12 protein-coding genes and 2 pseudogenes are annotated in these 13,880 nt (G+C 59.5%); 4 read left to right on the plus strand and 10 right to left on the minus strand.

Features of this window, described 5'->3' with window-relative positions:
- The 3 genes from C3Y15_RS29665 to C3Y15_RS29675 form a co-directional block, all read right to left on the minus strand.
- Nucleotides 1–85, minus strand: an 85-nt coding sequence (locus C3Y15_RS29665) for a transposase (RefSeq protein WP_134206827.1), incomplete at its 3' end; no start/stop codon positions are given.
- Between the two features lie 669 nt (nt 86–754).
- Nucleotides 755–1,075, minus strand: a complete 321-nt coding sequence (locus tag C3Y15_RS29670; RefSeq protein WP_011879712.1) for a type II toxin-antitoxin system PemK/MazF family toxin — start codon at nt 1,073–1,075, stop codon at nt 755–757.
- Nucleotides 1,069–1,317, minus strand: a complete 249-nt coding sequence (locus tag C3Y15_RS29675) for an AbrB/MazE/SpoVT family DNA-binding domain-containing protein (RefSeq protein ID WP_045579168.1) — start codon at nt 1,315–1,317, stop codon at nt 1,069–1,071. Before C3Y15_RS29675 ends, C3Y15_RS29670 begins: the two co-directional genes overlap by 7 nt.
- Before the next feature lie 207 nt (nt 1,318–1,524).
- Between C3Y15_RS29675 and C3Y15_RS29680 the strand changes: the two genes are divergently transcribed.
- Nucleotides 1,525–2,714 (plus strand): IS3 family transposase gene (locus C3Y15_RS29680; protein WP_155744937.1). Its coding sequence is split into 2 segments (ribosomal slippage): nt 1,525–1,834 and nt 1,834–2,714, totalling 1,191 coding nucleotides; the frame shifts between segments, so codons are not numbered across the junction.
- Between the two features lie 147 nt (nt 2,715–2,861).
- On the opposite strand, the gene C3Y15_RS29685 is transcribed toward C3Y15_RS29680, so the two are convergent.
- The 5 genes and pseudogenes from C3Y15_RS29685 to C3Y15_RS29710 form a co-directional block, all read right to left on the minus strand.
- Nucleotides 2,862–3,971, minus strand: coding sequence for an ArsO family NAD(P)H-dependent flavin-containing monooxygenase (locus C3Y15_RS29685; RefSeq protein ID WP_011879708.1), 1,110 nt, complete (start codon nt 3,969–3,971; stop codon nt 2,862–2,864).
- Nucleotides 3,972–4,008: 37 nt separating this feature from the next.
- On the minus strand, nt 4,009–4,401 hold the full coding sequence (locus C3Y15_RS29690) for a DUF2703 domain-containing protein (protein WP_011879707.1): 393 nt from the start codon (nt 4,399–4,401) through the stop codon (nt 4,009–4,011).
- A gap of 20 nt (nt 4,402–4,421) precedes the next feature.
- Nucleotides 4,422–4,754 (minus strand): ArsA-related P-loop ATPase, encoded by a 333-nt coding sequence (locus C3Y15_RS29695; RefSeq protein ID WP_230459693.1) that lies wholly within the window; start codon nt 4,752–4,754, stop codon nt 4,422–4,424.
- Nucleotides 4,755–4,976: 222 nt separating this feature from the next.
- Nucleotides 4,977–5,120, minus strand: a pseudogene (locus C3Y15_RS32460) (helix-turn-helix domain-containing protein); the annotation flags it as partial.
- A complete protein-coding gene (locus C3Y15_RS29710) occupies nt 5,121–5,564 on the minus strand; it encodes a hypothetical protein (protein WP_043292565.1) in 444 nt (147 codons plus the stop codon).
- A gap of 230 nt (nt 5,565–5,794) precedes the next feature.
- Between C3Y15_RS29710 and C3Y15_RS29720 the strand changes: the two are divergent.
- Nucleotides 5,795–6,774: pseudogene (locus C3Y15_RS29720) on the plus strand (IS5 family transposase).
- Nucleotides 6,775–7,113: 339 nt separating this feature from the next.
- On the opposite strand, the gene C3Y15_RS29725 reads toward C3Y15_RS29720, so the two are convergent.
- Nucleotides 7,114–8,811: a methyl-accepting chemotaxis protein gene (locus C3Y15_RS29725; RefSeq protein ID WP_124260312.1), complete on the minus strand. Its 1,698-nt coding sequence runs from the start codon at nt 8,809–8,811 to the stop codon at nt 7,114–7,116.
- A gap of 210 nt (nt 8,812–9,021) precedes the next feature.
- Nucleotides 9,022–10,212 (minus strand): EAL domain-containing protein, encoded by a 1,191-nt coding sequence (locus C3Y15_RS29730; protein ID WP_011879704.1) that lies wholly within the window; start codon nt 10,210–10,212, stop codon nt 9,022–9,024.
- A 1,000-nt stretch (nt 10,213–11,212) separates the two neighbouring features.
- On the opposite strand from C3Y15_RS29730, the gene C3Y15_RS29735 reads away from it, so the two are divergent.
- Complete coding sequence (locus C3Y15_RS29735; protein WP_166677071.1) at nt 11,213–12,709, plus strand: sensor domain-containing diguanylate cyclase; 1,497 nt, start codon at nt 11,213–11,215, stop codon at nt 12,707–12,709.
- A gap of 350 nt (nt 12,710–13,059) precedes the next feature.
- A complete protein-coding gene (locus C3Y15_RS29740; RefSeq protein ID WP_011880280.1) occupies nt 13,060–13,698 on the plus strand; it encodes a response regulator transcription factor in 639 nt (212 codons plus the stop codon).
- Nucleotides 13,699–13,880 lie beyond the last annotated feature (182 nt).

A 13,880-nucleotide genomic window follows, 5' to 3' on the forward strand; every position in this document is an offset into this window, starting at 1 on the left:
TCCTGCACAGTTCCTTGACCGGCATACCGGCCTCGGCTTCCTTCAGAAACCCGATGATTTGCTGTTCCGTAAAGCGCTTCTTCATGTTCGTCTTCTTCTCCGAAAACGAACTTTACTAGACTCCGGCTGGCCCTGTTTGCAGGGGGCAGGTCAGCAGCTGCCAGCAAGCGAATCTGGATCAGCGCTCGATGGGTCGCTATCAACTCGGCCTGCTGCTTTTTATTCACCTGTTTTCCCGTATTGCCCGCGCATCGAGCGCGAGCGTTTTCGTCACGATGTTTTCCGATTTTCCTTGGTGTCGGCCGGGCCGACACTTACCCTTGCTGTCTAGTCGGCTCTATCCAATGCCGCGCACGAGCTAATTCACCAACGTTTGATCGCACGTAGGTTCGAAGGCTCCCGACTGGATCGGCATCGTCCCACGCCGAAAGCTCTTGTCGAAATGGCAATCTGTCATCGCTATCGACGCTCGGCCTCCAAAGCTTAGGCTGCGCTCCCGAGTGAGCCTCTGTTACTTCGATTTTCGCCACAGCGTATCCCGGCCCAAGATGCACAACGATGGACTTCAATCGTCCCGACACCGCCAAGATTTGAGCCAGGACTAGATCGAGTTGGTAACCGGCCAACTCGGAAATCGGCACGAGCTTCGAATTTTCGATCGGCGGCCCGCCTGCAATGGCTTCCCAATGTAGCGGATGTGATACCGCTACGTGGTAATCCATATTGCTACTCTTGTCGGTCATATATGCCTCTTTTATTCCGCAAAGACTTCCTGCAAGGTCCGCAGGGTATCCAACAACGTTTTATCGGCAACTGCACCCTCTTTCTTAACCAAGCGCACCTTGTCCACTGCGCGAATCTGATCCAGAAGGATCAAACCATGTTTGCGCTTGAACGTAACCGGAATCCGAAACGGCACTGGACGCCCCTTGGAAGTCATCGGCGCGACGATGACAGTGCGCAAGTGGTCGTGCATTTCGGGAGGTGAAACGACCACACAGGGGCGCGTCTTTTGAATCTCGCTACCAAGCGTCGGATCGAGTGCGACCAACCAGACTTCCCCGCGCATCACCATGCAAGCTCCGCGTCATCGGCGTTCGAAAACTCGCCCATAACCAGCGCATCGTCGCCGCTCTCGGCCAGAGCCTTGCTTGCTTCCGCCCACCCCTCACGGGCTTTGTGCTTCGGGCGGCGCAGAACAATCGCGTCGTTCTCGACCTCCATTTCCACTTCGCTCTCCAGCCCGAGTTGCGCAAGGACGGGCTTCGGAATCAGCACGCCCTGCGAGTTGCCCATTCTGCGAATCGTCGTCTTCATGACATACCCCTAAAGTAATAACAATGTTACACCGTGCGTTCGCAGCAGTCAACACAATGTTATTACAGTGGGCGTACGTTGCCCCGTCCGCCACACAGCGCCGCGATGGCGTGTGGAGCGGCCCCACGTATCAGAGGACACGAGGACTCTCTTAAAATAAGGGATAGTCTTGTGCCTATCAGTAAGCCTAGTCATTACGTGGAAAGCATCGAAATTCTGACCGAGCCGGAGCGCCGTCGTCGGCGCACGGCGCAAGAAAAAATCGCCATCGTGCAGGAAACATTGGAGCCGGGAGCGTCGGTGTCGGCCGTTGCACGTCGGCACGGCGTCAACGCCAACCAAGTGTTCGGCTGGCGCAAGCAATACCAGGAAGGCAGTCTGGCGGCGGTGAAGGCAGGCGAAACCGTTGTGCCGGCATCTGAGCTGGCCGCCGCCATCAAGGAACTGCAACGGCTACTCGGGAAGAAGACGCTGGAGGTCGAAATCCTGAAAGAAGCCGTGGAATGGGGCCGTTCATAAAACCTGATTGCGCGCTCGCCCTTGCTGCCGGGGGACGACCGATGAAGACGGTCTGCGAAGTTCTCGGCGTGGCGCGCTCTGCCGTGGCGGTGAAGCGAGTTCGCTCGTCCGACTGGCGCGATGGTCGCCGTGCCCGCGTGACCAACGATGCCGGGCTGGTCGAGGAGATTCAGGCCCATGTGGCGCACCTTCCCACCTACGGCTACCGCCGTGTCTGGGCGCTGCTGCGCCGCAGTCGGGAGCAGAGCGGTGCGCCGTGCATCAACGTCAAGCGCGTGTATCGGGTCATGCGGGAGCATCAGTTGCTACTGCGCCGCCCCGGCGTGCGGCAAGACAAGCGGCGGCATGACGGTCGCGTTGCCGTGGACCGCAGCAACACCCGCTGGTGCTCCGATGGCTTCGAGTTCCGGTGCGACGATGGTACGCCGCTGCGCGTGACGTTTGCGCTGGACTGCTGCGACCGCGAGGCGATTAGCTGGGCAGCAACGACCGGCGGGCATAGCGGTGATGTGGTGCGCGACGTGATGCTGGCCGCCGTCGAACAGCGCTTCGGCACCACGCAGGCCGCGCAGTCCATCGAATGGCTGACGGACAACGGCTCGGCCTACATCGACCACCGCACGCGCAGCTTCGCTCGCGAACTGGGTCTTGAGCCGCTGACCACACCGGTCCGTTCGCCGCAGAGCAATGGCATGGCGGAATCGTTCGTGAAGACCATGAAGCACAATTACGTCGCCTATATGGACAAGCCCGACGCACCAACGGCGCTCTCGCGTCTGGCTATCGCGTTCGAACACTACAATGAGCGCCACCCGCACAAAGCCCTGAAATACCGCTCGCCTCGCGAGTTCAGGCGTAATGCGGTGTCATCAACCTAACGGTGTCCGTGTGTCCTCAGTTACAGGGGCAACTCCAGCGAGGCCGTTGACGCGCACGTTGCAGAACTGGTTTGTCGTGGCGTCGATCAAGCGTTTATGGACGAGTATTTCGCGTCCCTGAACGCGTTGTTGCCAGTACACCTGCGGTCAACGGACGCCTCCTCCTGACACGGGGCGAGGTGCTGAGGCGTCTTGCTCGTGAGTCGAACGCAGGTATTCCGCAATTTCTCGAGCCGTGTCACGTGCACTGCGCATCACACCAATGAGCGTGGCCGAAGCAGCACCGCACCATTCGCCATAGCCGACCAGCCACAAGCGCGGCTCGTCTTTGGCGCGCGTTCCATCCGTCCTCACCAGCCCATCAGCGTCGCGGATCTGCAGTGCATCGAGATGGCCAAGCGAGGGACGGAAACCAGTGCACCAGATCACGGCGTCGACGTGGGAGCGTGAACCATCTGCCCATACGACTCCGTCTGCATCGAAGTGCGAGAACGGCCGCACAGTGTGCAGCACGCCTCGCGTACGTGCGTCTCGTACCGGTGGCACCATGACGACATCGCCCAAGCCGCCCACCGGAACCCCCGTCGCCTGACCGTCACGGAGTGCTTTCCATTTGGCGGTCGCGCGTTCGAACAGGATCCGGCCGTCGACATCATCGGGCAGAAACACCGGCTCGTGCAATGTCACCCATGTGGCGCTGCACACCGTCGATACCTCCGCCAGGATTTGCGCACCGGAGTTGCCGCCGCCGACGACCAGCACGGCAAGTCCGCTTAAATCGTCCGGATTGCGATACTGCGCCGAATGAATCTGGCGACCGCGAAACATTTCGCGTCCGGGATAGTCCGGGATATAGGGGGCGCTCCAGGTGCCGGTCGCGCTCACGACTGCTTGGGCCAGCCACTCACCGCGATCCGTGGTGACAAGCAAACCCTCGCTGGTGCGAGAAACGGCTTCGACATGAACGGGGCGCTGAACCGGGAGGTGGTAACGACGCTCGTAATTCGCCAGATAGTCGACGACGTGGTTGCGCGACGGGTACGTGCTATGCGAGATCGGCATCTGCCAGCCCGGAAGTGAACTCCATTCCGCTGGCGAGAACAGGTGCAGGGACTCCCACGTATGTCGCCAAGCGCCGCCGGGTGCGCTCTGGTCATCTAGCACGACGTAGTCGATCCCCGCGCGGCGCAGGAAGTATGCGGTGGCGAGTCCGGCTTGACCGCCACCGATCACCACGACGTCAACGTACATTCGCATGTGTTTCCTTCCTATTTTCTAGCTCGGATCCTGCGTGCTACCGTGGGCATTGAGCATCAATGCCGCAATCAGCCCCGCCCTTCACTAGCAGCGCTTCCGGGATCACCTCGTAGCTCGCGCCTTCGACCTCCACAGTGCGGCATTCCGCATCGCCGCAGACTGCGCAGCAACGGCTACTGCCGACTGTGCCGTTCAGCCATGCCTCCATCGGCTTTCCGGCGATCCAGATACGATTGGACTCCGCAGGGTTGGTCTTGAAGGCCGCTTCGTCGATCTCACGCGTTTCCAGGACGGGTTCGATGCCGACCGGCGCCAGGATCTCGCGGAGTTGTCGGGTTGCCCAGTTCACTTCGTCGCCGGTGCCGGCGCAACGCGGGCAGGTCTTGCCGCTGGTGACGAGTCGTTGCCACAGAATCGGAAGCGCTTTCATCGCGTTGCTCCTTCGGGATGCTACGTGATTACCCGTTCCAGGTCGGCTGCCCCGACCGGGGCCTCGGCGAGCCACGGGATCAGCGCGGTTCGCGGCGCCAGGTTGTCCGCTACTCGGCGCACGAACGGCACCTCGTACGTACCGCGCTGACATAGCAGTGGATCGGCCGTGCCACCGGCCAGCAGCGACTGGTTGATGACCCACGCGTACGGCGCAATACCTGCGCGCGCACGGTCGGCGCTCAGGCGTTCCGCTTCGTGAACCGGGGTGGCTTCCGGCAGCGTGACAATCAGGATTCGGGTGTAGTCCGGATCCCGCAAGCGGGGCAGCAACTGACGAAACGGCTCCGGCATGTCGCCCTGCGTGCGCATCACTCGCGGTGATAGGCCTCGGCCGCATCGAGCAGCAGAATGGTGTGGCCGGCCGCGTCACGCGCTTCTTGCCCGCACTTTCCGCTTCCGCAAAGATCATTTGCCGTTTCATCGTCGTGGACTCGTTCCGTGAACTTTGTTCTACAACGTCCTCGGCTGCGTCAGCGATGACCACCGAGGCGGAGAAATCAGTGTTTCCCTATGACTTGGGTAGCCAACGTCCAATGCGACCTGGGTCACAGGGTGCCCTCCACTCAAACGCTCGATGGCTGTGAGCAGGCAGACCTGCTGGCGCCACTCGGCAAAGCTCACTCCGGTCTGCGCACGGAAAAGCCGGGTATCCGTGCGTCAGGTCTCGCAGACAATGGCCGAAAGCATCATTGGTATGACTTGCTGAACGACTGCCGTGCTGCCTGCTTGCCGTAATTGTGCTTCGACAGACTCGCTCGAACCGAACACCACCGCGCCATAGATGGGACTCGAAGAAGTCTTACCATTCCCGTGTCTGAAGGTCGGGTCGCCAGGTTGGTATCCGAATACTGCGCGAACGCGTAGGCCATATACAGTTAGATTCGTCCCGTGCGTGGGGCGAAACGCATTGACTGAGTTCGCCTCGACGCGAATCGGGGTGGGGTCGATCAAATGACTATTGATGAGATTGGCGATAAACGTGTGCGCATTGGATTTGCAGGCAAACTGCTCATCAATCGTGCTCGCGAACCCTGACGTCGGGAAAACTCCGGCGCTCAGTACGACGGCCGAAATCAAGTGGATGAGAAGGGAGTTTTTCATGGCGTCAACGGGAAAAACATTCGGCTTGATACCGGAACTTCGCAACGCGTATAAATTACCACATACGTTGATGAAATAATGCCGCGTTCTTCGCTGTATTGCATTTCGTTTCTTGAAAAAATCCGAACTGGCGGGTCACCCAAGGAAACACTGATTTATCCGTCTCGGTGGTCATCGCTGACGCAGCCGAGGACGTTGTAGAACATAGTTCACGGAACGAGTCCATGACGATGAAACGGCAAATGAGCTTTGCGGAAGCGGAAAGTGTGGCCAGCGGCGTCAGCGTTTCCTGGACGAGATGGAGAAGCTGGTGCCGTGGTCGCGGTTGCTGACGGCAATCGAGCCGTATTACCCAAAAGGAGCGCGCGGGCGCCCGCCGATCGGTCTGGAGCGGATGCTTCGAATCTACTTCCTGCAGCAGTGGTACAGCCTGTCGGACGAAGGGCTGGAGGATGCGCTGTACGACAGCATCGCGATGCGGGCGCTTGCCGGGATTGATCTGGCCATCGAGAACGTGCCGGATGCAACCACGCTGCTGAAGTTCCGGCGCCTGCTTCTCGAACATGACCTGACGCGCAAGCTGTTCGACGAGATTGGCGTCTCGTTGTGCGAACGCGGGCTGATGATGAAGGAAGGCACGCTGGTCGATGCAACGATCATCGAAGCGCCGCCGTCGACCAAGAACGACGAGAAGTGTCGCGATCCGGACATGCACCAAACGAAGAAAGGCAACGAGTGGTACTTCGGCGTGAAGGCGCACATCGGCGTCGATGCCAATTCGGGGCTGGTTCACAGCGTGGTCGGCACATCCGCCAACGTGTCGGATGTTTCGCAAGCGCACGCGCTGTTGCACGGCCACGAGCAATAAGCATTCGGCGATGCGGGCTACATCGGCGTGGACAAGCGCGATGAAATGAAGAGCAAGTCGGTGAAGTGGCGCGTGGGGGCCAAGCGAGCAAAAATCAAGGCGATGCGCGACGGTGCGCTGAAGGATCTGGTAATCGCACTGGAGCGAACCAAGGCGCAAATCCGCGCGCGGGTCGAGCATCCGTTTCATGTCGTCAAGAACCTGTTCCGTCATCGCAAGGTGCGCTACAAGGGGCTGTTCAAGAACACCGCGCAACTGTTCAGTCTGTTCGTCTTGGCGAATCTTGTGATCGCGCGAAACCGGCTGCGGTCGATTCATGGGGGCAATCCGTCATGCATGTGAGAAATGCGGGAAATTAAGCACATCTTCGGGTCAAACTTCTCCGAACGGGCGACGCTTCGCTTCGGCATGCAGCCATGCCACGCCTGCGTTACCGACAACCTCGCGTGATCGTCTATTAATCAGTGTTTCCCTAAACGGTGCGTGAATGTAGTTAAGACTCCGGCCGTTCTATCTTTTCAAACCGCCGAAGCCAATCTGCCATTAATCCCATGCCGAAGCAAGCCGATTTATTTCTCGATGCATCAGGGATTGGTTCCCATCGACCGGTTCAACGGAAACCACGATTGGCAGGCGCATGCGCCCCCCAACCGTCCATCAAAGATCTCGACGCGTCACAAACTAGAATGACTGCCAGCTCGCAGCGCTTTCATTGGCAACGACTGCGGCCTCGGTTTTGCGTTGAACCGTCTTTCGCACAGCCGGCTTCGGGCGCGGCTGGACCTCTGCCGCGCGCTCCGTTGGGCTGGCCGCGACCGCCATCCCGTCCGGCAGGCGGAAGATCGAAACCAGTTCGCGCAACGCGTTCGACTGTGATGCCATCGACTGCGCCGCAGCGGATGCCTCCTCCACGAGCGCGGCGTTCTGTTGCGTGACCTCGTCCATCTGCACGACCGCCTGGTTGACCTGCTCGATGCCGGTATGCTGCTCGACCGACGCCGACGCAATTTCGCCCATGAGGTCGGTGACGCGCTTTACCGCGACGACGACCTCGTTCATCGTGGCGCCGGCGTTGTCGACGAGAGACGTGCCGGCCTCCACTTTGGCCACCGACTGACTGATCAGCTCCTTGATCTCCTTGGCCGCCGAAGCGCTTCGCTGCGCAAGCGCGCGCACTTCGCTCGCCACCACGGCGAAGCCGCGACCTTGCTCGCCGGCCCGGGCTGCCTCAACGGCCGCGTTCAGTGCGAGGATGTTCGTCTGGAAGGCGATGCCCTCGATGACGGCGATAATTTCAGCGACCTTTGCCGAGCTGTCGGAAATGTCGTGCATCGTGTCGACGACCTTCGCCACCACCTGCCCGCCTCGGACCGCGACCTCAGAAGCATTGCCGGCAAGCGTGTTCCCCTGCCGCGCGTTTTCCGTGTTCTGTTTGACCGTCGCCGTCAACTGCTCCATGCTGGCCGCAGTTTCCTCGAGCGAGGCCGCCTGCTCCTCGGTACGCTGGCTGAGATCGGTGTTGCCGGCAGCAATCTGCGCCGAGCCCGACGCGATGCTTTCGCTGCTCGAGCGCACGCGACTCACCACGTCCAGCAGCCGCGCATTCATATTCCTCATCGCGAGCAGAAGCTGACTCGTCTCGTCGCGACCGGATACTTCGATATTGGACGTCAGATCGCCGCGCGCGACCGTCTCCGCGATGCCGACTGCGCGACCGAGCGGTGTGACGATGGAACGGGTAATCAACCATGCGACAGCGACCGACAGCAGCAGCGCCGTGCCGCACAACACACCGGTCAACAGGAGCGTCGAGTGATAGTTGGTTGCCGCTTCGGCCGTCGCGACGCCAGCGCCCGCGCGATTCAACTTTACTTCTTGCTCGATCAGATCTAGCGCCTGCGCGAACAACGTTGCAGCCTCACCCGTTGCGAGCGATCTGGCCGCAGCCAATCCGGCATCGCCCGCTTCCGACAGCGTCAGAAGTTTAGCGTCGGATGCCAGGAATGCGTCCCAGGCCCTACTCAGATTGTCGAAACGTTGCCGCTCCTCAGGCGAAGACACGCGCTTCTCATAACTTGCCATCGCGACTTTCACGGATGCCAACGTTGCATCATGCTGACTACGCTGGCTGTTCTTCGCCGAAGCCTCACTTTCCAGCACCGATCGGAGGCTGGCGCGTCGGACACCGTTGGCGAGCGCCCGGATTTCGCCCAATGTCTGAACGCTGACGAGCCAGTTGTCGGCGATCTCCCGGGTGCCCTCATAAATTCGTGACGCCTGCAACGCGGCGAGTCCGCCCGTCACCATCAGTAGCAACAACGTGATGCCAAAACCCACTCTGAGGCGAGTTCCAATGCGCAGGTTAACTAAATACCTCATAAGTACATCTCCAGTTTGACATTCCATATAACGACTCGCGCTCACCAATCTGACCAGTGATCAGGCGCAAAATCGACGCATCCGATCGCCATCAAAATCACTGCAGTTGCGCCCGGTATTCCGGGTCGCCTGGCGACTTCCTTCGACCGGCGATGGGTCCGCGAGACGCATTCGGCACGCAGCCTTGCCAGGCAAAGGAAGCGCCATCGGCTATCTCTGTCCTTGCCCCTCCGATGTGGAATTCCGTCCGCGCTCGAATATCTCGGCAGCGCCGAGCAGCTCTCCGAGCTTGCCGGACCGCCCGGTAAGGGCCGCTTTCATACCGAGCTCGAGCGGCAGTTCCTCTGCGAACTCATCCTGTTGCCGGCCGTAGACGACATGCAATAGCGAAAGCATGCCGGTCAGGTACGCGGTCTGTGCGAAGGCCGTCTCGTTCGGGGACTCGAAGAGCGCGACGTCCAGCATGAAGGAAGCACGTTGTCTGGCTAGCGCGATCAGCGGATCTCGACAGACCGTCTCGGGATCGGGATGGTTGTAGAGCAGCAGGCTGCACCACTGGAATAGCCGTGTAGTGCCAATCGCAGCGAGTGCGTGATGCAGCGAAGCGATGGCCGTGCGCTTCGGGTTCACGTTGCCGGAGCAGTTGGCGAGGCGCAGAACCTGCGCCACCAGCACCGGCATGTCGGATAGCGCGTGAATGACGCGATGATCGCCAGCGTCTTCGATCAGCAGGTTGAGCAGATTCAACAACTGTCCCAGATCAGGTACCAGACGGCGTGCTTCCATCACCTGCGGCCTGCTGAAGTAAAAGCCCTGAACCATGTCGCAGCCGCTGCCAATTGCAGCATGCCACTGCTCGTGGCTATCGATCTTCTCGGCAACCACGATCTTGCCGGCGCGTTTCAAATCGCCCACCATCGCGCGCGCGCTCGGCGCGTCGAATGCCGGCCACTCGAGCTTGACGATGTCGACTGCCGGTAGAAACGCCACGATGTCCGGCGTGAGCTTCGCGACATCGTCGAGTGCCACGCGAAAGCCGGCTGCGCGCAATGCATTGCAGCGCTTTTTCAGCGACTCGTCGAGCTCACACGATTCGAGGACTTCGAGCACGAATCGCGGACCGGTCAAGATCTGGGGCACATCGGAGTGCAGGAAATGCGACGTGCAATTCAGGTATCCGTCGAGGCCAGCGAGCACCGTATCGAGGCCCAACGCACCCACGGTACGCTCGACGACATGTGCGGTGCTGCCGAAGCCGTCGACGATTTCGGCGGTGGCAGTGTGGCCGTTCCTGAACAGCAGCTCGTAGGCGACGGTCCGGCCGTCCCGGTCGACGATAGGCTGGCGTGCGACGAACGTCGACGCACCCTGATTTAATACCCGTTGCCAAGCCTCCATCATTCCCTGATTCCCCGTTTTTTTGTCTCTTGTTGCTGTCGCTAGATGCGCTGCGCGGTTCCTACAACGTAACCGAGCCGATGGCCGGTTCGAAGCGTTACGGCACGCACCACATGTACGAAATATTTTGGACCGCCGCCAGTTGCCGGGCATCCAGGCACAAGCCGTCCGTGCTCCTCGAGCGACTTACTCGCGCAGACGAAAGGAGGCGATCGTCGCCGCTTCCGTCAACTGCATAAGACGACCGCCGAAGCGCCGCCCTTACGGTTTCTTTGGGCGTATCGCGCGCCGGCGTCCCTCCATCCTCCACATCGGCCCGATTCCCGTCCCCATCGCATCAGATGCCGACAGCCATGGACGTCATGCTCTTCTTCCGCGCGACTACTATGTCGGCAAATTGCAAGTTAACTGTAATTTATGCGTTTGCCAACGGGGAGATTTTTCGCAACATGAGGGAGTATTTCGGCTGACTTGCGCTGCTGCGGACGCATCGCTATGCGAGCGGGCCGGGCGAGCTGATCCAAGCTGCGAGCCCGCTTCGAGCGGCGGCGCGATATTCATACTGCGTGGCTCACGCTTGCTGTCATCAGCATTTGCGCCCGCTTCGCGAATGCCTCGTGTAAGCGGATATTAATTTGATTAACGAAGCTCACTATGCCGACCGCGACAATGCACCTTTGCTAGAAACAGAAGGAATCCCGCTCTGCCCGCAAAAGCCACCGCCACCGCGCGATCGATCACCAGCGACACGACGTCTGCGGCACGGTCAAAGGCCCGTCCTGCGCGGCACAGAAACAACGAGTTTGATTACATCACCCAATCACGCGCGTCAATTAATATTCGACCATACATTTGACTCTAATCAATCCTGGTGCAGCTTTTGCTATGATGCGGCGCGGGCTCTGAAATATGCGCCCGTTTCCACTCCGCCTGGCAGATCAAAAAGAAATCGATGTCCCGAAATTTGAAGTTCGCAACCCGCAGCTTACGGGCGGCGGCGTCCATGGTTCTGACGCCCATTGGGGTTATCGGTTGCGCGGGGCTGCTGTGGCTGTGCACATGCGTGTTCTTTGCCGCGATGCTGCTCGCGGCTCGCGAAGACGCCTACGACAGCGAAGTGAGACACGCACGCCAACTGGGGACCGCGCTTGAGCGCGACATTCTGCGAAGCATCGAGCTTTACGAGCTGTCGCTGAGCGCCGCGGCACAGGGCGCCACAAATCCGCGCGTCATGTCGTTGCCCGTCGATCTTCGAAACCCGGTGCTCTTCGACCGAGCCGCCACGGCAAAATACCTTGGCCCGATTTCAGTGCTGGATACCAATGGGAAACTTCAGGTGAATTCCAGCAGCGCCCCGGCGAATAGAGTGGACTGGTCCGAATTGCCGCTTTTTCGGATCCACAAGGAAAAAATCGATTCCGGCTTGTATATCAGCTTGCCGTATCCGTCCGAATTTCCTCCGCATGAGAAAGTCATCGCACTGAGCCGCCGTATTAACGGACCGAACGGATCGTTGACTGGTGTCGTCGTCGGGCGATTGAGCATCGATTATTTCAATCATTTGTTTGACGGACTCTCGGTAGGACGTGACGAGACCATCTTCGTCATGACAACCAATGGCACGCTGATCACGCGCCTTCCATATAACCGTGACGTCGTCGGAAAGAATCTTCAGGGTTCCGCAGTTCTTTCCGGCCTGTTGCGCCGCTCGTCCGACGCTGTCTCCGGAATCTCGCGCATCGACGGCGTGCATCGACTGTATGTCTACAGGCGCCTCCCCGGATTGCCTTTCGTCATTGCAGTAGGCCCCGCCTGGGAGCTCGTATTCGCCGGCTGGCGCACCCGTGCCGAATGGCTTACCGGGTTCATGGCACTGTTCTCTGTCGTCATCTGGGCGGGCGCACTGTTGCTCGCTCGTGAGCTTCGCCGACGCCAGCGCGCCGAATGCGACCTGCAGAGACTGGCGCGTCGAGATGCGCTGACCGGGCTCGAGAACCGCGGAGCGTTCGACGAAACATTGCGTCAGGAATGGGCAAACACGCTGCGCACGGGAAGGCATCTATCACTTCTCTTCATCGACATCGACCAATTCAAGTCCTACAACGATCATTACGGCCACCAATCCGGCGATCGGGCGTTGAAGGCTGTCGCTCACTGCATATCCGCGTGCGTTTCCCGCCCGTCCGATCACGTGGCACGGTACGGCGGCGAGGAGTTTGTCGTGATTCTCCCGGAGACCGACGTCGAGGGCGCCGCTGCGGTCGCGGAGGAGATTCGCCAGGCGATCCATGACATGCATGTCGCCCATGTGAAAAGTCGCTTCGACTACGTCACGGCCAGCATTGGTGTCTCATCGTCTGCCCATCCTGCCGTCCACGACGGAGACGCGCTGATCCGGGTGGCTGACCTGGCGGCGTACGAAGCCAAATCCCAGGGAAGAAATCGCGTCTGCATCGCCGCCGAAGCGATCCCTTCGGCGCCCGCGGCGGCATTGAACTGACTGTTCCTCACTGAAGCACCCGCTGTCGCGTCAGCAGTACCACGTCCCGGCGACGTCTGGCGTTCGAGCTTCCTGGCAGTCAGATGACTACGGATGTGATCCTGAAGCGCGTGGGAAGACAGAGCGCCTGTGCTAGAAATTGACCAATGGAACAGCCAATTATGTTGACATTTGTCAAACTAAGCACCTACAGTTAAATCTCGGCATGTTTTATGCGGTGGCATGTTGGATATGCGAGTTCTATATATCAAGCCGAGGCCATAAGACGCCGTATTCCGCCATTACGCGATGGATATAGCTGACGTGTCGGGTTGCAACTCACGTCCGAGAAAACGCAACGAGGGTTGAGCATGAAGAAGGTACTTCTCGCGGAACGTCATGCGATTACGCGTGACGGCATTCGGTATATCCTTCAAGAAACTGGGGAGTACCAAGTCGCTCGCGAGTTGTCTGATGGCGACGCACTGATTGCGACAGTCCAAGATGAAACATTCGACATTGCGATCGTCGACCTCATTAGTATAGGTGCGCGCTCGATCGAATTGATCAGCCAAGTCGTATCCTACACCCCAATGATGCGAGTTCTTGCACTATGCAGCACGGCCGAGCCGACTTATGCAAAATCCGTGTTTAGTGCTGGGGCATCCGGCTTCGTCACGAAAGACAGCACGGCGGCCGAATTGGTCCGAGCGGTGCACTCGGTGCTCGCCGGGCATAGGTACATGAGCGCACAGGTCGCAGAGCGGATGGTCCGTACAATCGATATTCCTCCCGATGCGCAGTTGCACGCGCGCCTGACTGCCCGAGAGAATGCCGTACTCGAAGGACTAGCATGCGGCGACGGTATATCGGAAATTGCTAGCCGTCTCGGCATCAACGCAAAGACTGTCAGTACATATAAAGCACGCCTACTTAAAAAACTTGAACTCCGCACTGAAGCAGCATTGATTCGGTACGCAATCGAGCATCAAATTGTCGATCCAGACTGAGCGCATCGGTTTTTAGCCAGCCTTTCGGTTCGAAGCTCTCGATGACCTCGCGGTGTGAACCGCACCGAATTTTGTGGAGGCTCGGATTCTTGAGAGAATCGAGCCATGAACAAGAAGGCAACCAAGTTTTCCCCGGAAGTCCGGGAGCGCGCAGTGCGTCTGGTACGTGAGCAGCGTAGCGA

The organism is Burkholderia sp. B10, assembly GCF_004368385.1.
Lineage (GTDB): Bacteria > Pseudomonadota > Gammaproteobacteria > Burkholderiales > Burkholderiaceae > Burkholderia > Burkholderia vietnamiensis.